A 25,807-nucleotide genomic window follows, 5' to 3' on the forward strand; every position below is an offset into this window, starting at 1 on the left:
TTTTTATTTAACTAGTTTTCAAGAAAAACTTTAAAAACTCGGACGATAATATTTATAAGTCAGACCTTTTTCATTATAAACGTCATAACTTTTTTGCTTAAAGTCAGAGACCCATTGCTTGCCATTAAACCCTGCAATATGTCCATACACATGTTTACCGGTCCGATCAATAATATAAATATCGCCTTCTTTAGGAGCATCGAATTTAGGATTAATCTGTCGATAGCCAATTTTCATTAAAGTATTACCCCAGTCTGCCGCAGCAACGGGATGACTTTGAAAGCGTGCCCCTGCCGACTCTAAAGCAAGACGAATACTTTTCGCACACTTTTGTGAACTGCTATATGAACTGATACCCTGCAAGAAATTGGTGAATTTATTAATATCTATTCGTTGGCCATTAGTGGTCAATATATTATTTTTTTGAGATGATTTGACGGACGTGGATTCTGTATTTTTCTTAGAATTTTTACCAGATTTGGAACGTATTACGATATTTGCCTGAACAGGAGCATGTACTTCACTCATGTTTACATTATGATCATAAGCCATTCTTTACCAAACACTCCTAAGCCTAAGACTAGCGGCTTTTCATTTATTTCGACGGCAAGATGGTACCTGTTAAAATGTGATTTTTCATGTAACAAATGTAATTAAATATAAATAAATCCCGCCAAATTGAGTTAAATGATTATTTTTTGTTAATTTTTATAATTCAAAAGCACTGAAAATTTAATTGATGCTCACTCGAGCAAGACTAAGCTGTTATTGCGTTTCGAGTCTCTAAGCCATAATTCGATGGAATAAAATGGCATAAATTGCGAAATCTGATATGGGCTATATTTTGTAATTTTTTTAAGCCCTGCTTGTGCTCTTGCAGGATCATGCAATTATTTTGAATATTGAATAGCAACTGACCTATAGCGTTTTTTAGGGGTTTGAAAATTCTTTACAGAAAAATTGATTCATTTTCCTTACCCTTATAATTTTTCATCCAATCCAGTCAAGATTTGACGTGATGACTCAGGTCACCATAAAATATTAATAATATTTATATAAATCATTATTTTATGGAAATTTACTCACAGATTTTAATTTAGCTATCTGCTCCCTTGATAGAGTTTCCTCACCGGTAAAAAAAGGCTAATATGTGCCACATGCAATTCACACGATTATGAGAGAGACATGCGTCAATATTTAGACCTTTTACAACATATCCTCGACAACGGTGGCGACAAAGGCGATCGTACTGGAACAGGTACACGTTCTGTATTTGGTCATCAAATGCGCTTTGATCTTTCCAAAGGTTTCCCTTTATTGACCACCAAAAAAGTTCATTTCCGTTCTATCGTGATTGAACTGTTATGGTTTTTAAAAGGCGATACCAACGTTAAATATCTGCAAGACAACAAAGTGACGATTTGGGATGAATGGGCGACTGCAGAACAAACGGCTCGTTTTGGTCGTCCTGAAGGTGAGTTGGGTCCTGTCTATGGTCATCAATGGCGTAACTTTGGCGCAACTAAAAAAGAAAATGGCTTATATGAGCAAGATGGTTTTGACCAGATCAAATGGTTGATTAATGAAATTAAGACCAATCCTAATTCACGCCGTTTAATTGTCTCTGGCTGGAACCCGAATGAAGCGGGAACTGTGGCGCTTCCACCTTGTCATACCCTGTTCCAGTTCTTTGTCCAGAACGGTAAGCTGTCTTGTCAGCTCTATCAACGTAGTGCGGACGTTTTTTTGGGCGTGCCTTTTAATATTGCCAGCTATGCGCTGCTCACACATATGATTGCGCAAGTATGCGACCTGGATGTAGGTGACTTTGTCTGGACCGGTGGTGATACCCATTTATATACCAACCATTTTGAACAGGCAAAATTACAGCTCAGCCGTGAACCTTTGCCACTTTGCCAATTAAAATTAAATCCTGAAGTGAAAGACATTTTCGACTTTAAATTTGAAGATATCGAAATTGTTGGTTATGAATCCCATCCAGGGATTAAAGCGCCGGTTGCGGTTTAATTTCTAAAATCCCCCTTTAATTCCCCCTTTTGCAAAGGGGGAAAACGTATCTGAGTATAAAAAATACAGGGAAAATTTTATGACCTTCCAAAATTTAGAAGTGGTTCATGTTGTGGCCATGGACCAGCAGCGCTGCATTGGTAAAAATAATGACTTGCCTTGGCACATTTCAGCTGACCTCAAGCATTTTAAAGAAATCACCCAAGGCGGTGTTGTGGTTATGGGTCGCAAGACTCTGGAATCGATGGGTCGTACCTTACCGAAACGGGTCAATTGGGTGATTACCCGTGACACCAGCTGGTCATTTGAAGGGACTAAAGTCGCCTATTCGATTGAAGAGGCCTTAGCCCAAGCGGTTGCCGATGTGCAAGCCTCAGAAAAGCCGGAAGCGATCTTTATTATCGGTGGCGGAGAAATCTTCAAACAGACCATGAATATTGCCGACCGTTTAGAGCTGACCCATGTTGAACTGGATGTTCAAGGCGATGCCTACTATCCGGAAATTCCAGCTGAATTTAAAAAGGTCGCCTCGGAACAACATATTGACGACAAAACTGGGATTGCTTTTGAGTTCGCAACTTACCGAAAATAAAGGCAATAATTATTTATAACAGCCAAATATGCATAATATTGAAAGAAGCGGATTCATTATTGCCTTAGGCATGGGGCTGCTGCACTGCCTGTTCGGTCTTTTCGTTGTTGTGTCCTCTATTTGGTTGTGTATGGCGTTATGGTTTCAGGAACCGTTTAGCGGTTTTGTGACCCGAGTACTGATCGGTGTGTGGGTCGTTTTTGCCTTAACTATTCTCGGCATTTTTATTACCCAATCTGTCTTTAACCGCCAGACTGATGCGCTTATTTATTTGCTGGCTTTTCTACTGGGCTTATTTTGGTATTTTGGCCTGCCAGCCAAACAGGATCGTGACTGGAATCCGGAAGTGGCCCAAATCCTCTCTTATGAAAGAGAAGGCGACCATGTCACATTACATCATGTACGTAATTTTAACTGGCATGCAGATGGCAGTTATGATGAACGTTGGGAAACCCGTCAGTTTGATTTAAACCAGATTACCGGCGTGAATATCATCACCTCCTACTGGATGGGACCACGTATCGCGCATACCCTGGTCAGTTTTGATTTTGCCAATAGCCAACCACTGACCTTTTCGATTGAAATTCGCAAACAAAAAAATGAAGAATTTTCAACCTATGGCGGTTTTTTTAGAAAATATGAACTCAGCCTGATCGCAGCAGATGAAAAGGATCTGATTTATACCCGCAGCAATATTCGTGGTGAGCATGTCTATTTTTTCCCGGTCAATATGTCAAAAACAGAAAGACGGGCTTTGTTCGAAGAATATCTGCGTAAAGCCGATGAATTGAAACATCAGCCGAAATGGTATAACAGCTTGACCAGTAACTGTACCACGCTGGTGTTTGATATGGTGCAAGCGATATCCAAAAGACCTTTCCCTGCAGATTATCGCCTGCTGGCTTCAGGCTATTTACCCAATTATCTGTATGACCTGAACGCCATTTCACATGACTTAACCATAAAACAGTGGTATGAGATTGCCTACATTAACCCACGTGTCAGCAAGCTAAAGAATATTTCCAGTACCCAATATTCAGACTTGATTCGCCAAGGTATACCTAAACCAGCACCATAAAAATGACCATAATTAAAAATGTAAAAATATATAAAACATGGATTTATCCCTAGTTAAATCAGTATTTTTTTGTTTATATAGAACACAGCTTAAATCAAGAATGAGAATTCCAATATGTTAAAAAAACTATTTGCCGTTGGCATACTGGGCGCTGCGATTGCTTTTAGCGGTTGTGAAACCACTCCAAGCGCCTCTGCTACCATTGAAACTGCAAATTTAGTGCAACTGCAAAACCGTAGCTGGATTGCAACCCATATTGGCAATACTGAAATCAAAACAGCACCGACTGCACACAATATTCCAAGTTTACAATTTGATGCGGCAACCAAACGGGTTAGCGGTGCTGATGGCTGTAACCGTATTATGGGCAGCTACGAAGCAGGTCGAGATACGCTCCTGCTCAGTCAAATGGCGGGAACCAAAATGGACTGTCTAGATCAGAACAATGTAGCGCCTCAATTTAATGAAGCCTTGGCTAAAGTCGCCAACTATCAGGTGTTTGGCAAGACCCTCAAATTGCTGGATCGTCATGGCAATGTGGTACTGCAATTCATCAGCCCGGTACAACCACGATAATCGCTCAAACAAAAGCCTGAAATCTCAGGCTTTTGTGTTTAAAATGTATAAATTCATTGTCGCTTCATAGAAAGCCCCTATATTAAAAATAATAAACAAATACAGGATAAGATCATGCAACAAGCTTTATTGGGTGGTGGATGCTTCTGGTGTGTCGAAGCCATATTCTTACAGCTTAAAGGTGTGGAAAAAGTGGTCAGTGGCTATGCTGGCGGTCACACTGTAAACCCGAGCTATGAGGATATTTGCAGTGGTGATACCAACCATGCGGAAGTCATTCTGATTGATTATGATGAAACACAAATCAGCTTTGCTCAGCTTTTGGATGTATTTTTTACTACCCATGATCCAACTACTTTAAACCGTCAAGGCAATGACGTTGGTACGCAATATCGGTCAGTGGTTTATTATCTGAATGATGAACAGCAGCAGCAGGCTCAGCAAGCCATTGATGCCCTGAAAGCGGAAGGTTTAAATATTGTGACTGAACTGAGTCCTGCACCCCGGTTCTACCCTGCCGAAGAATATCACCAGAATTTCTTTGCCCGAAATCCTGCACAAGGCTACTGTAACTTTGCCATTCCACCGAAACTGATGAAATTACGCAGCAAGTTTCAGGACTTGCTGAAGTCGGAATAGTCTAGTCCTGCCAATATTAGACATAAAAAAAGCGACCATTCAGGTCGCTTTTTTTATAGCATCAGATTAGTTATCGGTCGCAAAAGCAATATCACTGAGCCCGGCTTCGCTCGCACGGGACATCACTTGTGCAACAGCATCATAACGTGATTCTTTATCAGCTTTCAGCACAATGGTTGGCTGACGCTGTTCCTGACCAGCTTCGTTAAATTTTGTCTGTAATTCATCAAGCGTAAGCACCTTGCCATTCCAGGCAACATCTCCACTTGCATTAATACTGATAGTCACATTTTTAGGTGGCAAATCAATAATATCTGCCGTTGTTTTTGGCAAGGTTAATGGAATTGATGGGTTAGCAACGGTTGCTGTCACCAAAAAGATGATCATCAATACCAACATAATATCGATCAGTGGAATGAGGTTCATCTCATTCATACCTACATCGTTGTCTTCGCCCAATTGAAAGCCCATTAAGCTTGACCTCCAACTAAATTGTTTGCTGTTTCTTTGGTCGCAACTTGAGCTGCACTGTCCTGTTGCAACATGGTGTCAATTAACAGACTGTGCGCCTGGTCTTGTAGCTCATGCGCCAGACCACGGTTAACGCGGGTACAAATATTATAGGCCAGCACTGCAGGAATCGCCACAGCCAAACCCAGACCGGTCATAATCAAGGCTTCACCTACCGGTGTCGCCACTTGGGCCAAACCTGCCTGACCACTTTTACCAACCGCAACCAGTGCGTGGAAAATACCCCAAACCGTACCAAACAAACCTACAAACGGTGCCAGTGAAGCAATGGTACCTAACACTGCTACACCTTTTTCAGCATTGGCTTTTTCAGCAGAAATCTGACGCAATAACGCCTGTTCTACCACAGCTTTACGTTGTTCAAAATTCAAAGCTGAAAATTTTGCTTTTAACTTGCTTAATGCTTGAGAGAGTTGAGCATAAGCTTGTTGCTTCAGTTGGCGAGTCCCCATTACACGTAAGACGAAGATGGTCCATGTCGCAATCGACATTGCCAATAACACGAAATACAGTGTTTTACTCACTGCATCAGCATGTTGCCAATAAACTGAAAAGTTCATACTCGAACTCCTAATAAATGTTAGCCGCGTGGATTCAAGGTCAATAGTAATGGGAGGTTAGCCTTAATAGGATAAGCCACACCATTTTCTTTGTACGGTTTGAATTTGGAACTACGCACTGAGCGTAAAATCTTTTCATCTAAAGCAGGAACACCCGTCGAACGTACCATACGCGCCGAGGTAATTACCCCTTTTTCATTCGCTTCAATATAGACCATGGCATTCCGCGTTTGACCTTCCAAATCGCTATTGCTATAGGACGGCTTTGGCGAACGGCTCCATTGCACTCCAGAATCACCAATCACAACATTTTTTGGTGATGGTGGCGCAGGTGGTGCTACCGGTGCCGGAGGAGCAGGCGGTGTGACTGGTGCTGGTGGTGGGGTAACCGGTGCAGGTTTCACCACTTTAGTTTCAGAAATCGTCGTGCTTACTGTCGGTTTCGGTGGTGCTTCAACCGGTTTAACCACAGGTTTTGGTGTTTCTGCTTTTTTAACTTGTTGAACCTTTTCTATCTTTTTCGGCGGTGGTGGAAGTTGTTTTTCTACAATTTCAACTTTTTTCACTTCTTTAGGTTTTGGTTGTTCTTTTTTAGGTTCCGCTTTAGGTTTCGGCGGTAATGGTTTTGGTGATTCTTGAATTTTTACAAAACGAACCTTTAACGGTTCTTTTTCAATCGGTTTGAGTTCAGGGGTTTTCATTTGCCCCACCGCCCACAACACGCCCATGTGACCGACCACAACGGCGATCAGCGCTGTGATAATTTTCTTTTTCATCGGATTGGGAGTTTGCATATTTAGAGCGGGAGATTGACTCATTAAAATCAGTTACCTAATTAAAGCGATTGTCGATCAATTAAGATTTCAGCAATCAAGCTCATCGGTTAGTACAATTAAAGCACCGCAATAATAAATGAGAAGTGTTTTCATTTGCAACTATTAAATCGTAAGTTTTGATGAGTTTTTTTAATCAATAAAACAAGAAAGGCATACTTAAAGTATGCCTTTCTTTGAAAATTAGTCAATGTTGTTTTATTGGAAGACTACGGTTTTATTGCCATCGACAATAATACGATCTTCCAGATGCCATTTTACTGCGCGGGCCAAAACATTTCGTTCCACATCTTGTCCAAGTTCACGCAGCTGATCAACGGTGAAATCATGATTCACGCGTTCAACATCCTGTTCAATGATCGGGCCCTGATCCAGATCGGCAGTCACATAATGTGCTGTTGCGCCAATCAGCTTCACGCCTTTCTCATAGGCCTGTTTATAAGGGTTTGCACCCACGAATGCTGGCAGGAATGAATGGTGGATATTGATCACTTTCATTTCCCATTTCTGTACGAATTCCTCATCTAGAATTTGCATGTATCGCGCCAGAATCAGTAAATCATTGCCCTGCATGAGTTCATCAATCTTGCTATAGGCTTCACGTTTGTTTTCTTTATTGACTGGCACAACTTCAAATGGAATGCCAAAGTTTTCCACCGACTCGCGTAAAGTCTCGTGATTTGAAACCACTTTAGTGATTTCACATGGTAAACCGCCGCGCGCATGACGCCATAATAGTTCAAGCAAGGCGTGATCGACTTTGGAAACCAGAATCCCGACTTTTTTCACATCACTCACCAGTGCCAGACGCCAGTGCATGTCATAGCGTTCGGCAACATTGCTGGCAAAAGTCTGAGTGATACTTTCTTTACGGCTTTGCAGATTGTCCAGTTCAAACTCAACACGCATGAAATAACGCCCGCCCTGAGCTTCAGTCGCGTATTGATCAAGTGCGGTAATATTTGCTCCCTGATGATACAAAAAGCTCGAAACAGCTTGCACGATACCTGGTTTATCTTCGCAAGTAATCAGTAAACGTGCTGTGTTAGCGGTGGTCATATTCATGTTGGTTAATATCACTAATCAGTTAAATTGAAAAACAAGCCGAGTATTCTAACGCTTTTTTCATGCTTTCTAAATAGGCTAGTTCGCATCATGATTTTTACTTGAAGATAAACTCTCAAAAAGCTCTGAAGGACCCAGGGTTTCAAGTAAATGTTCATAAGTTTGACGGCTTTCACCACGCAAATATGCCCCTTCCAGGAACACCATTTGACGTAACGCCTGCCAGACCCACTTTTCTTCCAGATGGTTCGAATCGGTAATATGCCCCGACATGTACAGGAAGTTGGTCCAGTTGGTCAAAACAATCCACAAGTTAATAATCAGGGCTTCAATTTCTGAATCTGTCATTTCCATTAAGCCGGCAGTCACGAAGGCTTTGTAGATTTTTTGTCCCTGCTGCATCACCTGACCGGCAAAACGTGGATACATTTTTCGAAAATCTTCATTATTTTCAACCAAATGATAAACATCACGATGCAAGAAGCGATAGGCCCAAAGCTGGCTGCTGAGCACCTGAAAATAGCGAATTTTATCGTTGGCATCAAGTGCACGGTCATCGGGCAATGACAGCATTTCCAAAGTTTCGCTCTGGTACTGCTCCATCAACTCTTTGATGATTTCGTTTTTATTGCGAAAGTGGTAATACAAATTACCCGGACTCATATTCAGTTCAGCGGCAATATGATTTGTTGTCACTGAACGCTCACCGCGCTCATTAAATAACTGTAAGCTGAGTTGCAAAATACGTTCTTTGGTTTTCACCGTTTTGGAGTGAGACATCCTAAAGTAACCATTCATTCAATAGGTTAGCGAGCTAACACATAAAGTAACTTGACTATTTAGAGCTTTTACTCTAAAAATTAAATTAATCGCTTTTTATTTAATGGTAGCAGGTCATGAACAGTCAAACAAAAACAACTTCAATGACACCACATTCGTTTAATATTCAGCACTTACACGACGTGCTAGAACAGCAAAAGCATGCTTATCTACGTCATCCCTTACCATCGGCAAAGGAACGTATTGATCGTTTAGCACGTCTAAAGCGTATCTTAGTTAAATATCAAGATCAATTTGCCGAAGCAATTAATCAGGACTATGGTAACCGTTCTATCAGCGAAACCAAAATCGGTGAATTACTCACCTGTCTTGAACAGATTAAATATTATAGCAAGCATTTGACCAATTGGATGAAACCGTCCAAGCGCCATGTGGGAATTATCCATCAGCCGGCAAAAGCCTGGGTTCAATATCAACCTCTCGGTGTGGTGGGAATCATTGCGCCTTGGAACTATCCACTATTATTGTCGGTTGGTCCCCTGATTTGTGCAATCGCAGCGGGTAACCATGCCATGATTAAAATCTCCAGTGCTTCAAGCCATTTTGGCCGTGCGCTGGAAAAGGCCTTAGGCGAAGCGTTTCCAACCGAACTGGTTGCAGTAATTAATGGCGGCGGACCGGTTTCCGATGCCTTTAGTCATTTGGCCTTTGATAAAATCATTTTTACCGGTTCAACTGAAATTGGTAAAACCGTAATGGCCGCTGCTTCAGAAAACCTGGTGCCTGTGATTTTAGAATTGGGTGGAAAATCCCCTGTTCTGGTTCATCCTTCTATCGATTTGCAAGATGTTGCGCAGCGGCTGGCTGCCGGTAAACTCTGGAATTCAGGTCAAACCTGCGTGGCACCTGACTATATGTTCCTGCCTAAAGGCAAAACGGCTGAATTTATTGAGCACTATAAGGCCTGTATTGAAGAGATGTATCCGAGTATTGAATACAATCAGGATTACACCTCGATTATTAATGACAAACAATACAATCGTCTGCAGGGCTATCTGGAAGATGCGCGTAGTCAAGGCGCTAAAATTACTGAATTAAATCCAGCACATGAAGACTTAAGCAAAGTCCGGAAAATTGCGCCCACTGTCGTGACCGGCGTCACCACAGAAATGCGGATTATGAAAGAGGAAATTTTTGGACCGATCCTTCCTATTCTAGAATATGATCAAATCGACGATGTGATTGACTTTATTAATAGCCGTCCGCGTCCACTTGCATTATACTATTTCGACTTTGATCAGGCGCGTGCCGACTATGTCGCACAGCATACTCATTCAGGGCATTTCGGGCAGAATATGGTACTCACCCATGTCGCACAGGATGACTTACCTTTTGGTGGAGTCGGTGCTTCAGGTATGGGCAAATATCATGGTCCAGAAGGTTTCTTCAGTTTGTCGCATGAACGGTCAGTAATGTCTAATCCAAAGCTCTATAGCTTGAAATTCATTCTCCCACCGTTTAACAAGCCGATTCACAAGCTAATTTCGAAGACCCTTCTTCGATAACTGATCAAGGCATGATCTATCACACCTGATCATGCCGCGTTTTTCTTAAATTCGCTTGTCTTTTAAGCGTATTTTTGGTATAAAACGCCCCTTGAATGATTTCATCCGTTTACTTTTAATGACTAGCCGCACAATCGGTGCTGTCTAGCAATGGAGTTCACCATGTCTAAGGTTTGCCAAGTTACCGGCAAGCGTCCAGTCGTTGGAAACAATGTCTCGCACGCCAATAACAAAACCAAACGCCGGTTCGAGCCGAACCTGCATCACCACCGTTTCTGGTTAGAAAGCGAAAAACGTTTTGTACGTCTTCGTTTAACCACTAAGGGTATGCGTATTATCGACAAATTGGGCATTGAAAAGGTTGTTGCTGACCTACGTGCTCAAGGTCAAAAGATCTAAGGAGTCTGAACCATGCGTGATAAAATTCGCTTAGTTTCTTCAGCTGGTACAGGTTATTTCTATACCACCACTAAGAACAAACGTACTATGCCGGAAAAAATGGAAATCAAAAAATTTGATCCAAAAATCCGTCAACACGTAATCTTCAAAGAAGCTAAAATTAAATAATTTTGACTTCTTTAAAAAAGCGACCCTTCGGGTCGTTTTTTTTTGCATTTTTTTTGCTCGAGTTGTTACACTTCTAATTATTCTTTTTTGGCATTTTTTGTGCTTATTCTTTTTTACCCTTAACTTTGGCTCAAGCTTAAGGAGTTTTTAGTGCCTCATGATGTAGATCTGATTATATTACTTGCCGTCGGCTTTGGACTGGCGCTCATTTTTGGCTATATTGCTGCGCGTATTCGTCTTCCCCCTCTAATTGGCTATTTAGTTGCGGGTATTTTAATTAGCCCGAATACCCCCGGAGTGGTAGGAGATATACATCTTGCCAATCAGTTGGCTGAACTCGGGGTGATGTTCCTGATGTTTGGTGTCGGGATGCACTTTTCCTTAAGCGACCTGATGCAGGTACGCCGTATTGCTTTACCGGGTGCTGTTCTGCAAATTGCTGTAGCGACTTTACTCGGTATAGGCGTGACCATGATCTGGGGCTGGAGTTTTGGTTCAGCACTGGTGTTCGGTTTAAGCCTGTCCTGTGCCAGTACGGTAGTCCTACTGAAAGCCTTGGGAGACCGAGGTCTGATCAACTCTGTGAATGGTAAAATTGCCGTAGGCTGGTTACTGGTTGAAGATCTGGTCATGGTACTGGCTTTGGTGTTGCTTCCTGCTACAGCCGTTTTACTAGGGGGAACAGCAATTGTCGGCTCAGACCCCAATGCCAATATCTGGATGACTTTAGCTATTACGTTATTGAAAGTGGCCGGCTTTATTGCCTTTATGCTGATCGTTGGCAAACGCCTGGTGCCATGGATTATGCAGATTGTTGCCCGCTTGGGATCGCGTGAACTGTTTACCTTAACTGTCGTTGCTGCGGCAGTATCTATTGCATTTGGGGCGTATAAAGTTTTTGGCGTGTCGATGGCACTCGGCGCATTCTTTGCCGGAATGGTGGTTAAAGAGTCTGATTTCAGTCACCGCGCAGAAGAAGAAACCCTACCCTTACGTGAAATTTTTTCCATTTTATTCTTTGTGTCGGTAGGGATGCTGTTTGATCCGATGATTTTGGTACAGCAGCCTTGGCAGGTTCTTGCTGTGGTTGCCATTATCATGATTGGTAAAACGATCGCTGCGATGGCACTGGTACTGTTCTTTCGTTATCCTATTAATACGGCTTTAACCGTCGGTGCCAGTCTTGCACAAATTGGTGAATTTTCATTTATTCTGGCGACCTTAGGGGTCTCACTGCATCTGTTGTCTTTAGATGGTCAAAACCTGATTTTAGCCGGCGCACTCATCTCCATTACCTTAAACTCATTCGTGTTCTCTGCCATTGAACCGGTACAAAACTGGATTCGTGAACGCTCGAACTTGGCCCGTTTACTGGAACGTAGCGGTGACCCGCTGTCCATGTTGCCAGATGAAGTCTCACAAGAGTACTTGCGTGATCAGGTGGTGATTGTCGGTCATGGTGAAGTCGGTCGTCGTATTACCAAGTCATTAATGGCACAAGACATTAAGGTGGTGATTGCTGAAGAAAACCGTGAGATTGTTGAAAGTCTGCGTGCCAAAGGCATTGCTGCGGTGTCGGGGCATGCGACCGAAGCCGGTGTACTTATTCAGGCACATATTCAACATGCACGCCTGTTGGTGCTTTCTCCTATGGATATTCTGGATATTCATAAAATTGTCGATATTGCCAAAACATTGAATCCGCAAATTCAGGTTTTGGTCTGTGCCGAAAGCAAGGAAGAAGCTGAAGTGATCCGTCGCGATAATATTGGTCAGGTTTATTTTGCCAAAGAAGAAATGGCCATCAACATGACCAATCATATTTTAAATCAGATTCAGATTGCGCATCATCAAGCACCCACACACTAATTTTCAGCCCATAAAAAAAGCGCACTTCAGTGCGCTTTTTTTAGGTTTAAATAAGCTTAGCTCATGTACTTTGGCTGTTCATCCACGATTTCAGCCTGCCATTCATTGACCTGCTTTTCCATCATCGCGAACAAAGCCGCCTGCACCATATGCTGGGCAATTACTGGTGTCTGGTCACCAAGTAACGCTTTGACTTCATCATTAAACTGAATTTTGACGAGCGGTTCTTTTTCAGAGCCTGCATTTCGCAATGCTAACTCACCACCTTCAAGTTGAACAAGTTCCAAAATCGCTTCTTGATTACCAAATAATTCTTTCAAATGTTCTATAGACATATATCCTCCATGTTCAACATGGTGGCAAAGTGCTGTGTGCACTTTGCATTGCTTAGACTATTGTATATAAGGTCTGTGGCAGAAACTTCAAGAGCATTGGTCGTAAAGTTTAAAATTCAACCATCTCATTGCGAAAGCCATCAATTAATTGAGTCAAATCGCGATGCCATTCACGCAGGATTTTGGTATCTGGCAACCAGGCTTGAGGAGTCTGAGTCACCTTAATAATCAGGTTGGAAGATGTTTCATCTTCAGGTTCCGGTGCACTCGGTTCCGGCGCATATTGGCACATACGGTAGGCACGTTTTAGCTCGGCAATAAACCCCTGTTTTGCCAACTGCTGCATTACGGTCACTTCAGGCGAGATTTGCCCTTTGTCTGCCATGTGTTCTTCAATCGACTTCAGGGTCGGTGCAAAGTCATTTAAACGGTAGTAACGAACCAGTTCCTGCAAAAATGCCAATACTGCACCGTGCAAATGAAATACTGCCGCTTCACGGTGTGCTTGCGCCTGCTGAACATGATCTGTTTGCTCAGCGAGTTGACATGCAAGACGTGCAAAATACAATTTTTGATTGGTACGATCCGCATGAAAGCGCGCAACACGAGACATGGTGATTTCCTAAATTCTGGCGTGAGTTACATCACTAAGAGTAAACTTAATTTTACTCGATGCACAATAAAAAATTATGCACGATTCATTTTAATTAAATAGATTTTGCGCTTTGCCTGTACAGCAATTGGTGAGTCGATAGGCATACATTGTTATCACCAAGGCAATAACCTGCTGTCCAGTATGTAGCACTGCTGCAATTCCATTTTCTTGTCAGGGATGAACTGACTCCATAGCCACTCTTTTGACTACAAAAACTTGCACTTGATGACCCGCATTGGTCCGGCAAGTTTTATTTACTACATTCCACCAATCTTGCACATTTAACAGTTTGGATTGCTTAAGACGTATTTCTAATTCATTTTGTTCTTGAGCAATTTACCGTCCAGCAGCTGCTACTCTAAAAACTGGAAAACGCCATTTCTTTTCCATGCATAAAAAAAGGAGCATCGCTCCTTTTATTGTTTATTCTGCTGCCGGCTTGTCTTCAGCCTGCTTGACGCGAATACCCTGTCCATGCAAACGCAAAGTATTTAAGCCTTTAATCGCTTTCACTGCTTCACGACCATGCGGCATTTCCACAAAAGCAAAGCCTTTTGATTTACCTGTTGCAGCATCTAAAACCAAAGTGCATGAATCTACTGTGCCATATTGCTTGAACAATTCAAGCAATTCAGCTTCTGTCACTGTACGTTCTAAATTACGAACTAAAATTTTCATCTGATGACCTTAAAATAGGCTAAAAAAACCAAAAAGCACTCGCCTACTTACTTTTTGCACTTCAATATTGAGATAGTTTAATCGAGATCGATACCAAAATCTAAATTAATCGATTGCCGTTCAATTAAGGCACTTTTTACCGTTTGTTGACGCTGCTTGTAATGGGTTTCAGTCGTACAGAGGTTGCGGGTCAAGTCATTGAGGAAATAACTTTCAACTTTACGCCCCTGTTCATCGACCTGATCCCGTGCCCACAGATTCAGGTTCTGTTTGGTTAGGATCAGTTCATCCTTGGCACGGGTTAAAGCCACATACAAGACCCGGCGTTCCTCTTCGACGTCGTCGAAATTGCCCGAAGCTCGTGCATGTGGATACTGTCCCGCAGAAACATTCGCGACATAGCAAATCTTCTGCTCTGTGCCTTTGGCAGAATGAATGGTGATGAGGGTTACAACATCATCTTCAGACTGGCGTTCTATTTCACTGATTGATACCGGATCGAGCACATATTCTTCCAAAAACTCACTCAGCTGATCATGTTTGGTGGCCAGCTGTTTGACCAGGTCAAAATCGCCCATCCGTTTCGACCAGTCTTTCTTGGCGTAGTTTTCTTCCAACTGTTCGACCAAGGCTTCTATCCCTAAAGTGACACAAGCTTGCACCTGATCTTTTAATACCGACATTTGCTTCATAATCAGCAAGGTCTTTTCAGGAATACGGCCAAATTTTTCCAGTTTGTCAAAAATCAGTTCGACATCGTCTTGCTGCAGTAGCTGCTGCGCCAGTTTACTGGCACCGACATCACCCACTCCGTTCCACAGGGTCAGAAAACGCATCCAGGCAATATCATCCAAAGGATTAGCAATGACCCGTAATAAACTGAGCAGGTCTTTGACATGCGCTGTTTCTAGCAGTTTCATGCCGCCAATAAAGCGGTAAGGCACATTAGCCTGAATAAAGGCCGCCTCAATGTGACGCGCAGCAAAACTGGAACGCACCAGCACCATATGGTCATGCCATGGCGTGCCTTCCAGAAAATGCCGCTCTTTAATATCAATGGCAATCCATTTGGCTTCATCAAACTCGTTCGGGAAAATATGCAGTTTGGGTTTAATGCCCTCTCCACGATGTGCATCCAGACGTTTGTCATATTTGATCGGACTTTGATCGAGCAGCCAGTTAGACAGATCTAGAATTTGCTGTGTTGAACGGTAATTTTGTTCCAGTTTAAAAATCTGCGCATCCGGTACGCGTTCTTTAAAATAGTGGATATTTTCAAAGTCCGCACCACGAAAGCCATAAATGGATTGGGCATCATCACCAACACAGAACAGACTGACTTTATCTTTTAACGGTTCCAGCAAAGCCCATTGCAGCGGATTGGTATCCTGCATTTCATCCACCAGCATGTGCTGACAAATCGAGGCTACATAATCACAGAGACCTTCAGATTGCGCCAGTGCTGATGCGACCACCGCCAAAATATCGTCATAGTCCAGAAAGCTACGGGCACGTTTTCGTGTTTCGTATTCTTTCATGATATCGGCGATTTGATCTTTATATTCCAAAAATTCAGGATGCTGTTTTTCTAGGGAAATACTGAGTTTTTGTCGGGTATTGCGGGCAAAAGAATACAGGTCACACAGCTGCTGCGGCTTAGGCAAGGCATTGGGATTTTTTTTATCATCCTTTCCGCGAATCAGACGGAACATCATCAACTGATCATCACGATCAATAATCGAGAATTGCTCTAAGCCAAATGCTTTCGGAATACGGCGCAGCAGATACATGCAGAAGGTATGAAAAGTCGAAGCTCGCAAGCCTTTAGCCTGCTCGCCCAAAGCCAATTCGACCCGTGCCACAATTTCACTGGCTGAACGTCGGGTAAAGGTTAAAATTTGAATTTGATTGGCCGGCACACCTTGATCAATCAGGTAAGCCGCACGTGCCACAATGGTTTTGGTTTTGCCACAGCCCGCCCCTGCAAGTACCAGACTATGCTTTGCCTCGGTCGTGGCAGCCTGTTTTTGTTGCGGATTTAATTCATTAATCAGGGTGGCTAAACTCATGGTGTCTCATCGTGCTAGATAGATGAATAGTTTAACAGAGCTGACCATAAATCTGAGATTGATCAACTTAAAAATTGAATCTATCCCTATATTTTGCCATCCAGAAAGGCGACATGGATGTCGCCTGTTGAACTGTGAAACATGGATGTTGAATCAGTTCAACAAAGGATTTTTGTTACTTTTCATCCTTGAAAAGTAAATTTGCCTACCCAAAAACCCATGCTAAAGCTATTCATTGGAGGCCATGACACTCTCTACTTTTAGAATTCAGCATAATCACTTTTCAAGTTTGCTTAACACCCCAACTACCACATCCTCCAAGTGCATTTCTGCATTTTGCATTGCATCTTCTAAATCAAAATTAGGTGGATTAATCCCTACAATTTGAGTAAAGCCCAAGTCATATAACTCATCAATGCCATCGCCAACTAGACCCGCAAAAGCAATCACAGGCTTATTCAATCGCTTGGCGACCTGCGCCACACCAAACGGCGTTTTGCCAAATTTAGTCTGGAAATCAATCTTGCCTTCACCAGTAAATACATAATCCGCCTGAGCAATTTTCTCTGCCAATTTGGTCTGTTCAATTACAAGCTCGACACCTGAACGAATCTTGGCACCTGCAAATGCCATCAAACCAAAACCCAAGCCACCTGCTGCCCCTGCACCCGCAATCTCCCGATAATTTATTCCAAGTTGCTGCTCCACGACATCAGCAAAATGATTTAAGTTATTATCCAGAATTTTCACCATTTCAGCTGTAGCGCCTTTTTGTGGCCCAAAAACATACGATGCGCCGTTTATTCCAGTCAGAGGATTATTCACATCACTAGCAATGAGGATTTCTGTGTGCTTTAAACGTGAATCCAAACCTGTAGTATCAATCATTCTGATTTGATCAAGTTGCCCGCCACCTACTGCAACTTCGGTATTGTGTGCATCTAAAAATTTCACCCCTAAAGCTTGTACCATACCTGCACCTGCATCATTGGTCACACTGCCACCCAAACCGATAATAATTTTAGAAACGCCTAAATCCAGTGCTGCTTTGATCATCTCTCCTGTGCCCAAAGTGGTGGTGAGCAAAGGATTACGCTGGGCAAATTCAATCAGATGAATGCCATTGGCTTTCGCCATTTCAATAACTGCTGTTTTGCCTTCATCCACCAAGCCAAAATAAGTTTTTACTTTTTTTACAAGCAAAGGTCCTGTAACTTCACATGCAATTTTTTGTCCCTTTAAACTTGAGACTAATGCATCGACTGTGCCCTCGCCGCCATCTGCCATAGTAACTGAAATGCAAATCGCATCTGTACATAACTTTTCAATACCACGTTGCATGGCCTGACAAGCCTGTTCAGTAGTCATGCTTTCTTTAAAGGAATCGGGTGCAAGGACAAAAGTTTTAGGCATGATGTTCAAAAAATGAAATGAATAAATCTTTTATACAATAAAATAAATTCCCTAGAGCACTCTTTAACTAAATTGGATTTAAATATCGGCAGAATTTTTGAGTACTTCATGTTCGAGATAGGAAGCTAAAGTGAGATAGGGAATCTTAAAACTTTCAACCTTATCTACAGCTTTTATTTTTTCCAACCGAGTTCAAGCGCACTTATTTCATTGATTAATGTCTGCTGCAAAGTGTCAGGCATCTTGCTTTTATCATTTGACACAGGAATGTGCCCTGCCATTAACTCTGCTTTGGCTTGAGGAAATAAAGGCTGTTGATTCGGATAAGCATAACCTATCGGATACAGCGGCTGTCCTGTTGCTAAATCATATTTATCGGTCGCACCAAAGGCATGGAGTAATTCATGAACCAGCACAATCTTGTTTTGTTCTGACTGTTTTTTAGAAGCAAACAAATTGACTGAACCAATACGGCCTTTTTGCAAGGCAGTAGAATGTTTTAATTCTTTCATTATTTCAGGATCATAATAATTTAAAAATAATGTCACTGTAGGTGAACCATCGATACTTTCATGCTGTTTCCAGGCATAAAAGCGAAACTTTAAGCTCCATAAAATGGTATCCAGTATCGTTGCCTGTGCAGGCACTTTGGGAGGTAATCTGTTGAGTTCACGACCCAACTGAAAATAAATCGCGATCGGCTGTCCACGATACTGTGCCGACATCTGCTGGAGATATTCTTGCGCCCCTTTTAACTCAGAGAGATTTAGGGATTGAATATAGTTTTGTGTGGCAGCCCGTCCATCTGCATTGATGGGATGTAACATGACAATAATGGGCTTGGACCAATCCTGATTTTGGTCACGGTAAGCATTGACTGCCACAATCAATAAAATGATGAGTAAACACAGTATCCGAATATTTTTCCACATTTCCTCAACATCTCAATCTTTTGTATTTATTTTCAACGATCATTAAAACATATAAGTATAGCGGAGTCTTTCCATTCAACCATGAATAGTGGGAGCTCATTCAGTACTTTTTGCCGTCAAAAAGTACCCAAAAACTGTGTCATGTACAAAACTCGGTAACTTCCGTCTTTTATCTATTTTAGCGCTGAAACAGTATTTTACCGATGTAGTCCTGTCTCGAACAATTGTGCATGACCTTGCCACGTGTTCAAATAATTTTTGACAAATCATGCTCAATTCAATTTATAAAACAATAAAAATGCCGACTTTCGTCAGCATTTTTCAGAACTTAAAACTTAAGCTTCAATCCATTTTCCATCCTGGAATACCAGACTCCACTTGGTCTGCTTACCTTCAGCATTTTCAGAACCGATATATTGTGCTTGATTCTTACGGCTGAATTTTACCAAGGTTGGATTCCCTTCAGGATCTGCATCCGGCGCTTGCAAAATAAACTGATATTTTGGATCCAGCTGCTCGGCGACACTACGCAGTTCAGCCACTTTCGGTGCACGGGTTTCGCGCACTTTAGGAAACTTGCTCGCTGCCAGGAATAAACCTGCCGCGCCATCACGAAGCACAAAGTAGTCATCATGCTTGGTAGAACGCAAGTGTTCCATTTTAATTGGATCTACGCGCGGAGGTGCAGGCTGACCATTCTTTAGCACTTTACGGGTATTGTCACAGCTGGTGCAGGCAAAATAAGGACCAAAGCGGCCAGTTTTGAGCTGCATTTCACCATCACACTTGTCACATGGAATGGTTGGACCATCATAACCTTTGATTTTGAACTCACCTTCTTCAAGTTCAAAACCGGCACAATCCGGGTTATTCCCACAGATATGCAACTTGCGACCACCATCAATCACATAACTGTCCATTGCCGTTTCACAAATCGGGCAACGTTTTTTCGACATCAAGTCAGCTGTTTCTGCCGCATCATCATCAGACAATGCCGCCAAGGATTCGACCGGCGTTAAATTCAGAGTCCCTTTACAACGCTCTTTAGGCGGCAGGTTATAGCCAGAACATCCCAGGAATACACCCGTCGTTCCAGTACGAATCTGCATCGGACGAGAACATTCAGGGCAATGTACTGCTTCCACTTCAACTGGCAGATTACGGCGCATACCGTGGTCGCCTTGGGCTGTGGTTAAGCGTTTCTTAAAGTCGCCGTAGAAATTATCCAGCAACTCTTTCCAGTTCCGCTGACCATCAGCGACTTTATCCAGCTGACCTTCAAGATCTGCGGTAAAGTCATAGTTCATCAGATTATTGAAACTTTCATCGAGACGGTCTGTCACGATTTCTCCCATCTTCTCTGCAAAGAGACGACGGTTTTCCAGTTTCACATAACCACGATCCTGAATGGTGGAAATAATGGCTGCATAGGTCGAAGGACGGCCAATGCCACGTTTTTCCAGTTCTTTTACCAGCGATGCTTCAGTGAAACGTGCAGGCGGTTTGGTAAAATGCTGAGAAGGATCAAGTTTTTCCAGTTTCAGGATTTCACCCACTTTAACGGCAGGTAGCAAAATATCATCATCAGCTTTATTTGCACCACGAACTTTGGTAAAGCCATCAAAGACCAAGGTACGGCCTTTCGCTTTAAGTTCCACACCATTGGCATCAACTAAAATGGTCGATGATAAATATTCTGCGGGTGTCATCTGACAGGCTACAAACTGGCGCCAGATCAGGTCATACAGACGCTGAGCATCACGTTCTACACCCGCTAGACTATCGCCTTTCAGTGCCACATTGGAAGGACGAATCGCTTCATGGGCTTCTTGCGCACCCGCCTTGTTACCATAGCGGTTTGGCTTGGCAGGTAAGTATTTAGTACCAAACTCGGACTCAATATGACCACGCACCATATTGACCGCATCATCACTCAGGAATGTCGAGTCGGTACGCATATAGGTGATGAAACCCGCTTCATACAGGCGCTGCGCCAGCATCATGGTTTTCTTCACAGAAAAACCTAAACGTGTGCTTGCAGCCTGTTGCAGGGTTGAGGTGATATACGGTGCACTTGGGTTGACCTTGGTCGGTTTATCTTCACGACTGGCAACTTTATATTCAGCATCTTTAATCAGGTTGAGTAAAGCATCGGTCTCGGCTTTATTGTGCAGTTTGAGCGTCTTGCCACCCTGCTTTACTGCTTCAAGACGGATATCGTCTTTTTGCGATTTGGTATCTGCAAAAACTTGCCAGTATTCTTCAGGGATGAAAGCACGAATTTCACGTTCACGTTCAACCACCAGTTTTACTGCAACCGACTGTACACGACCAGCCGATAAACCACGGGCGATTTTTTCCCAAAGCAATGGCGAAATCATGAAACCCACAACACGGTCCAAGAAACGACGGGCTTGCTGTGCATTGACCTTGTCGATATCTAAACGTGCCGGCTGTTTAAACGCTTCCTGAATGGCATTTTTAGTAATTTCGTTAAACACCACACGCTGGTAACGTGAATCATCGCCACCAATCACTTCTTTTAAATGCCAGGCAATGGCTTCCCCTTCACGGTCCAAATCCGTTGCGAGATAGACTTCATCAACTTGCGATGCCAGTTTTTTCAGTTCAGCAACGACATTTTCTTTGCCTGGCAGCACTTCATAATGTGCTTTCCAGCCGTGTTCAGGATCAACGCCCATACGGTTGACCAAAGCTAATTGTGCTTTTTCCGCTTTTTGTTCATCGGTCAGTTTGGCACGTGATACAGGCTTTTTTTCTGTACTTTTAGATCCGCCAGTCGGCAAGTCACGAACATGGCCCACCGATGATTTTACGATGTAATTTGGACCCAGATATTTGTTGATTGTTTTCGCTTTTGCAGGCGACTCCACAATCACTAAGGCACGCTTGTTCGCAGCACTCGGAGATTTTGCTGTGGTACTTTTAGATGTGGACCGAGGAGCGTTCGCCATAGTTAACCGTTAATCCTGTTTGATTGGTTGATAAATTAAAGTTCAGCCAAAGATGTTAAATAAGCTTTAATGTCTTCTAACTGTGTTGCTCGAAGGTCTGATTCTTCATCCCAATAGAGTCCTACACAGTTTGCCTGCATATCAATAGCATAAATGCCCTTTAATGCAATGGGCAAATCGTTAAACTTGTCATCGCCTTGCACAATTTTCAGCTTTTGATCTTCTACCCGAGCACGCATCAGTGGCAGTCGGGCATCTGGAATTAGAACACTGTAATAAGCCACCATACTGGCACGGTTTTCTGTTGCCATTGGAACTTTGGTCCAATCGGGAGCTGCGACTAAACGCGGATGTAAAGCCATCTTGCGCGCTTTTTCACGCATCAGGCCTAATGCTTTTTCTCTTGGGCTGACACGTAGCCCAAAAATTGAGCCAAGCACAAACAGCACAATGAAGACTGTAATCCAAATTCCAGTATTTTCCATAGTACAACCTTATTATTCCTTTATTAGAGTTGCATAAGCTGAATGTAAAACGCAAGTTACAGCGATGAAATTAATTCAAGAACAGCTCATGACTATATAATATTTCACTACCATTCCAGTAAACATATCCCTTTTCAATCAATTCTTTAAGTAATAACCGAACATCCGATTTGGGAAACATTTGTTCCAGCAAATCGCGCAGGGCATAAATGTCTTTGGGCTTGTCGGATTTTAATTCGCGTAATTTTTGCGCCACAATCACCTGAACAGGATCAATTTTGGAAAAGTTTTTAAATAACTCTTTTTGTGCATGATGCAGCGTATTGGCCTGTTCTACCTTTACTTCTGGTGAAGAATCTTCAGTGGATAATTCCGCAAAAACAGAGGACATATTTGGGGCTTTTTCTACAAATATTTTCTGCTCCAAGTCGAGCTGCATCCATTGCTTAATGACTTTTTTACGGAAGCTGATTTGCTCATCAAAGCGTTTTACAATTTTTAAATTAATCAATAAACCCGTGAAATGCTGAAGCTGATCATTTGGCAGTTGCAAAATATTCGCCAGCGAGTTCTTCAACTTCTCCAGCGTATTCGGTTTACCCTTCATTTTCCCTAAAGCATCACAATACTTTTTCACCAACAGCAAGTCCGGTTTTTGCAGAATAGTCTCAACACTGGGAATTTTATATTTTGAATTTAAAACTGGTCGTTCAGCCTGAATCTGAATCAGACTACAGTTCAGGTTTGAAGATTGCATCATGTCGAGCAAAATTTCACTGCTTGGCATGGCAGAGATTAGCTCAATTGGCGTTTCGGTATCTAGCAGTGCAATCAGTTGTCCTACGACTACCGCATATTCAAATTCTTTGTGCTCAACTTCTGCGGTTTCTAAAATAACCACCTGTCCACTGCTGACCCAACTTGAAAACTCAGTTAAATCTTCCAGAGAATATTCAAATTTTCCTTGGCAATTAAACAGGTAAATTGCAGCATAATGCGGAATAATGTTACGCAGCAATTGCGCAGTCGGCATATTATTTTCAAGATCAAGAAGAACGACTTTATCACTCATATCTTCAAATAAACAGTTCAGCTAGGCAGATGCCGTGCATTAGAACGGGAACCAGGATAAAGGTCAAATATTTTTCTGCTTTTGGCTTTTATTCAATGTCATGACTCATGCTGAATGCTTTACCCGTAAATGATTAATATCAAAGTGAAGGAAAGGTTAAATTCTTTTTTCAGTAAAAAGCCCAAGTATAAGACCCGGGCTTTAATTTATATCTTGATCAAGCTTAATAATGCGGTGGTCGATCAGCCAGAGGATCAAAAGCAGCAATCCCTTCAGATAAATCTGAAGATTCCACACGCTGATAAAGCAGCTGCATTTGCTTCTTTAAATCCGTAATTTCAATATTTTGACGGGTTACTTGCTCATTTAATTGTTCAACTAAATCATCTAAAAATGTAATTCGAACTTGCAAATCTTCCAAGTGTGCGGAAAATGACGCCTGATCATTAAGATTTTTTTGTTTAGTCATTTTAAGTCCTCATTTTGGATTTCAGGAAACAGTATGGCCTATATTACGTTAAGGGATGTCCAACTCGCGTTTGGCGGACCGTCCCTGCTCGACGGCGCGAACTTCAATTTGGAACGCGGTGAACGAGTTTGTTTGATTGGCCGTAACGGTGAAGGTAAGTCTACTTTACTTAAACTCATTGAGGGAAGTTTACTGCCAGATCGTGGTGAAGTTTCTATACAAAATGGCATCACCATTTCCATGCTGGCTCAAGATGTACCGATGGATTCCGGTAAAGTTGCAGATATCGTGGCCGATGGTGCAGGTGAAGCGGCAGCGGTACTCAAAGCCTATCACGAAGCCAGTGATGCTTGTGTACTCGGTGATATGGAAGCCTGCGACCGCATGGGTAACCTACAGCACAAGCTCGATCAGGTCGATGGCTGGGCTTTGGAAACCAAAGTCAATTCTATTTTAAGCAAAATGGGTTTAGACCCGGATGCAGATTTAGCCGATTTATCGGGTGGTCGTAAACGTCGGGTGCTATTAGCACGTGCGCTACTTACTCAACCCGATGTACTTTTACTTGACGAACCAACCAACCACTTGGACGTTGAAAGTATTGAATGGTTAGAAAAATTCCTGCTCGATCAAAATAATTTGACCTTATTATTTATTTCGCATGACCGTTCATTTGTCGACAGCATTGCAACGCGTATTGTCGAACTCGATCGTGGTACTTTGCGTAGCTATGAAGGTAACTATTCACGTTACCTTGACCTGAAAGCGCAGCAAATGGAAGCGGAAGAAAAGCAAAATGCATTGTTCGACAAACGTTTAGCTGAAGAAGAAGTCTGGATTCGCCAAGGAATTAAAGCACGTCGTACCCGTAATGAAGGTCGTGTACGTGCCTTAAAAGCGCTACGTGAAGAATCAAAAGCACGTCGCTCACAGCAAGGCAAAGTCAGCATGGCAACTCAGGAAGCCAATCGTTCTGGCAAGCTGGTCTTTGATATTGAACATTTAAGTGTTGCTTTCGGCAATCAAGAACCGATTATCAAAGATTTCTCTGCTTTGGTGCTTCGTGGCGACCGTATTGGCTTGGTGGGTGATAATGGTGTCGGTAAAACAACACTTATTAAAGCTATTCTGGGTGAGATCGAACATACTGGTACAGTAAAAACCGGTACCCAGCTTGAAGTCGCTTATTTCGATCAGCTACGTAATGCACTCGATTTAGAAAAATCAGTTAAAGACAACGTTTCGGAAGGTTCGGACTTTGTCGATGTTAACGGTGGCCGTCGTCATATCTACAGTTATCTTCAAGATTTTCTGTTCTCTCCGGAACGTGCCCGTACGCCGGTAAAAGCATTGTCTGGTGGTGAACGTAACCGTATTCTGTTGGCAAAACTGTTACTTAAACCATCCAATTTAATTGTCATGGATGAGCCAACCAATGACTTGGATATGGTGACCCTTGAACTATTGGAAGAAATGCTCGGTGGTTATAAAGGTACCTTGTTATTGATCTCGCATGACCGTGCCTTCATGGACAATGTGGTCACGTCGACTTGGGTATTTGATGGTAAAGGTCATATTGACGAATACATCGGTGGTTATCAGGATTATCTGGAACAGCGCCCAGATCAAACAGCCGTAGATCAGAAAAGTGATGTGAAAAAAGCCCTGGCCAAAGCCGAAGCAGCGGCTGCCGCAGCAGCACCGAAAAAAGTGAAGCTGAGCTATAAAGATCAGCGTGCATTAGAACAACTGCCTGCTGAAATGGAAGCGCTTGAAAAAGAGCAAGCTGAAATTAATGCTCAACTTGCAGATGGTTCACTGTTTGTGACCGATGCGGACAAAGCTATGAAACTGTCTAATCGCCTCACGGAAATTGACGAGCAATTGCTTGAAAAATTAGAACGTTGGGAAGAATTAGAGAATCTCAGCAAAGGCGATTAATTTAGCCGTGTTACAAAAGCACCTGTAAAGTATTTTGCAGGTGCTTTTTTATTTAAAAAATAACTTCATGTTAAACTGCAGATAATTTTTGGTATAAACG

At 42.5% G+C, this 25,807-nt stretch carries 26 protein-coding genes; 10 read left to right on the plus strand and 16 right to left on the minus strand.

Going from position 1 to position 25,807, the window contains the following annotated elements:
* Nucleotides 1-30 precede the first annotated feature (30 nt).
* Entirely contained in the window at nucleotides 31-552 is a 522-nt protein-coding gene (locus B4C48_RS08360) for a CHAP domain-containing protein (protein WP_291355448.1), read from the minus strand.
* A 633-nt stretch (nucleotides 553-1,185) separates the two neighbouring features.
* On the opposite strand from B4C48_RS08360, the gene thyA reads away from it, so the two are divergent.
* The 5 genes from thyA to msrA all read left to right on the plus strand — a co-directional run bounded on the left by thyA (nucleotide 1,186) and on the right by msrA (nucleotide 4,913).
* A complete protein-coding gene (gene thyA / locus B4C48_RS08365; protein ID WP_291355449.1) occupies nucleotides 1,186-2,028 on the plus strand; it encodes a thymidylate synthase in 843 nt (280 codons plus the stop codon).
* Nucleotides 2,029-2,107: 79 nt separating this feature from the next.
* Nucleotides 2,108-2,620 (plus strand): dihydrofolate reductase, encoded by a 513-nt coding sequence (locus B4C48_RS08370; RefSeq protein WP_291355451.1) that lies wholly within the window; start codon nucleotides 2,108-2,110, stop codon nucleotides 2,618-2,620.
* A gap of 28 nt (nucleotides 2,621-2,648) precedes the next feature.
* Nucleotides 2,649-3,698 (plus strand): DUF4105 domain-containing protein, encoded by a 1,050-nt coding sequence (locus B4C48_RS08375; protein WP_291355453.1) that lies wholly within the window; start codon nucleotides 2,649-2,651, stop codon nucleotides 3,696-3,698.
* 114 nt (nucleotides 3,699-3,812) lie between these two features.
* A complete protein-coding gene (locus B4C48_RS08380; protein ID WP_291355455.1) occupies nucleotides 3,813-4,274 on the plus strand; it encodes an META domain-containing protein in 462 nt (153 codons plus the stop codon).
* A gap of 114 nt (nucleotides 4,275-4,388) precedes the next feature.
* Nucleotides 4,389-4,913, plus strand: coding sequence for a peptide-methionine (S)-S-oxide reductase MsrA (gene msrA / locus B4C48_RS08385; protein WP_291355457.1), 525 nt, complete (start codon nucleotides 4,389-4,391; stop codon nucleotides 4,911-4,913).
* 66 nt (nucleotides 4,914-4,979) lie between these two features.
* On the opposite strand, the gene B4C48_RS08390 is transcribed toward msrA, so the two are convergent.
* The 5 genes from B4C48_RS08390 to B4C48_RS08410 all read right to left on the minus strand — a co-directional run bounded on the left by B4C48_RS08390 (nucleotide 4,980) and on the right by B4C48_RS08410 (nucleotide 8,682).
* Nucleotides 4,980-5,384 carry an ExbD/TolR family protein gene (locus B4C48_RS08390; protein WP_291355459.1) on the minus strand — a complete coding sequence of 135 codons (405 nt, stop codon included), beginning with the start codon at nucleotides 5,382-5,384 and terminating at the stop codon, nucleotides 4,980-4,982.
* Nucleotides 5,384-6,004 carry a MotA/TolQ/ExbB proton channel family protein gene (locus B4C48_RS08395; protein WP_291355461.1) on the minus strand — a complete coding sequence of 207 codons (621 nt, stop codon included), beginning with the start codon at nucleotides 6,002-6,004 and terminating at the stop codon, nucleotides 5,384-5,386. The genes B4C48_RS08390 and B4C48_RS08395 overlap by 1 nt, the downstream gene beginning before the upstream one ends.
* A gap of 20 nt (nucleotides 6,005-6,024) precedes the next feature.
* Nucleotides 6,025-6,822 (minus strand): energy transducer TonB, encoded by a 798-nt coding sequence (locus B4C48_RS08400; protein ID WP_291355463.1) that lies wholly within the window; start codon nucleotides 6,820-6,822, stop codon nucleotides 6,025-6,027.
* A 213-nt stretch (nucleotides 6,823-7,035) separates the two neighbouring features.
* Entirely contained in the window at nucleotides 7,036-7,902 is an 867-nt protein-coding gene (gene purU, locus B4C48_RS08405) for a formyltetrahydrofolate deformylase (protein WP_291355465.1), read from the minus strand.
* A 78-nt stretch (nucleotides 7,903-7,980) separates the two neighbouring features.
* Nucleotides 7,981-8,682 (minus strand): TetR/AcrR family transcriptional regulator, encoded by a 702-nt coding sequence (locus B4C48_RS08410; protein WP_291355467.1) that lies wholly within the window; start codon nucleotides 8,680-8,682, stop codon nucleotides 7,981-7,983.
* Nucleotides 8,683-8,798: 116 nt separating this feature from the next.
* Here B4C48_RS08410 and B4C48_RS08415 point away from each other — a divergent pair, with 116 nt between their 5' ends.
* The 4 genes from B4C48_RS08415 (at nucleotide 8,799) to B4C48_RS08430 (ending at nucleotide 12,683) form a co-directional block, all read left to right on the plus strand.
* Nucleotides 8,799-10,247 carry a coniferyl aldehyde dehydrogenase gene (locus B4C48_RS08415; protein WP_291355469.1) on the plus strand — a complete coding sequence of 483 codons (1,449 nt, stop codon included), beginning with the start codon at nucleotides 8,799-8,801 and terminating at the stop codon, nucleotides 10,245-10,247.
* 162 nt (nucleotides 10,248-10,409) lie between these two features.
* Nucleotides 10,410-10,646: a 50S ribosomal protein L28 gene (gene rpmB, locus B4C48_RS08420; protein WP_000048256.1), complete on the plus strand. Its 237-nt coding sequence runs from the start codon at nucleotides 10,410-10,412 to the stop codon at nucleotides 10,644-10,646.
* 12 nt (nucleotides 10,647-10,658) lie between these two features.
* On the plus strand, nucleotides 10,659-10,814 hold the full coding sequence (rpmG, locus tag B4C48_RS08425; protein WP_001205031.1) for a 50S ribosomal protein L33: 156 nt from the start codon (nucleotides 10,659-10,661) through the stop codon (nucleotides 10,812-10,814).
* A gap of 150 nt (nucleotides 10,815-10,964) precedes the next feature.
* On the plus strand, nucleotides 10,965-12,683 hold the full coding sequence (locus B4C48_RS08430) for a cation:proton antiporter (RefSeq protein ID WP_291355490.1): 1,719 nt from the start codon (nucleotides 10,965-10,967) through the stop codon (nucleotides 12,681-12,683).
* Nucleotides 12,684-12,739: 56 nt separating this feature from the next.
* On the opposite strand, the gene B4C48_RS08435 is transcribed toward B4C48_RS08430, so the two are convergent.
* The 10 genes from B4C48_RS08435 to B4C48_RS08480 all read right to left on the minus strand — a co-directional run bounded on the left by B4C48_RS08435 (nucleotide 12,740) and on the right by B4C48_RS08480 (nucleotide 23,766).
* The gene (locus B4C48_RS08435; protein ID WP_086198409.1) at nucleotides 12,740-13,018 is read right to left on the minus strand and encodes a hypothetical protein; all 279 of its coding nucleotides are present in this window, start codon (nucleotides 13,016-13,018) and stop codon (nucleotides 12,740-12,742) included.
* A 109-nt stretch (nucleotides 13,019-13,127) separates the two neighbouring features.
* Nucleotides 13,128-13,631 (minus strand): DUF6586 family protein, encoded by a 504-nt coding sequence (locus B4C48_RS08440; RefSeq protein WP_291355493.1) that lies wholly within the window; start codon nucleotides 13,629-13,631, stop codon nucleotides 13,128-13,130.
* 465 nt (nucleotides 13,632-14,096) lie between these two features.
* Entirely contained in the window at nucleotides 14,097-14,351 is a 255-nt protein-coding gene (locus B4C48_RS08445; protein ID WP_086173986.1) for an RNA recognition motif domain-containing protein, read from the minus strand.
* Nucleotides 14,352-14,428: 77 nt separating this feature from the next.
* Nucleotides 14,429-16,420, minus strand: a complete 1,992-nt coding sequence (locus B4C48_RS08450) for an ATP-dependent helicase (protein WP_291355496.1) — start codon at nucleotides 16,418-16,420, stop codon at nucleotides 14,429-14,431.
* Between the two features lie 276 nt (nucleotides 16,421-16,696).
* A complete protein-coding gene (locus B4C48_RS08455) occupies nucleotides 16,697-17,833 on the minus strand; it encodes a glycerate kinase (RefSeq protein WP_291355498.1) in 1,137 nt (378 codons plus the stop codon).
* A 173-nt stretch (nucleotides 17,834-18,006) separates the two neighbouring features.
* The gene (locus tag B4C48_RS08460; protein ID WP_291355500.1) at nucleotides 18,007-18,765 is read right to left on the minus strand and encodes a hypothetical protein; all 759 of its coding nucleotides are present in this window, start codon (nucleotides 18,763-18,765) and stop codon (nucleotides 18,007-18,009) included.
* A gap of 335 nt (nucleotides 18,766-19,100) precedes the next feature.
* Complete coding sequence (gene topA / locus B4C48_RS08465) at nucleotides 19,101-21,740, minus strand: type I DNA topoisomerase (protein WP_291355502.1); 2,640 nt, start codon at nucleotides 21,738-21,740, stop codon at nucleotides 19,101-19,103.
* A 35-nt stretch (nucleotides 21,741-21,775) separates the two neighbouring features.
* On the minus strand, nucleotides 21,776-22,225 hold the full coding sequence (locus B4C48_RS08470; RefSeq protein WP_291355504.1) for an ammonium transporter: 450 nt from the start codon (nucleotides 22,223-22,225) through the stop codon (nucleotides 21,776-21,778).
* Nucleotides 22,226-22,295: 70 nt separating this feature from the next.
* Entirely contained in the window at nucleotides 22,296-23,297 is a 1,002-nt protein-coding gene (locus B4C48_RS08475) for a hypothetical protein (protein ID WP_291355506.1), read from the minus strand.
* Between the two features lie 223 nt (nucleotides 23,298-23,520).
* Nucleotides 23,521-23,766, minus strand: a complete 246-nt coding sequence (locus B4C48_RS08480) for a SlyX family protein (protein WP_291355508.1) — start codon at nucleotides 23,764-23,766, stop codon at nucleotides 23,521-23,523.
* Between the two features lie 33 nt (nucleotides 23,767-23,799).
* Between B4C48_RS08480 and B4C48_RS08485 the strand changes: the two genes are divergently transcribed.
* Nucleotides 23,800-25,707: an ATP-binding cassette domain-containing protein gene (locus B4C48_RS08485; protein ID WP_291355510.1), complete on the plus strand. Its 1,908-nt coding sequence runs from the start codon at nucleotides 23,800-23,802 to the stop codon at nucleotides 25,705-25,707.
* Nucleotides 25,708-25,807: the final 100 nt, after the last annotated feature.

The organism is Acinetobacter sp. UBA3106 (assembly GCA_002365595.1).
In the GTDB taxonomy this organism is placed as follows: Bacteria; Pseudomonadota; Gammaproteobacteria; order Pseudomonadales; family Moraxellaceae; genus Acinetobacter.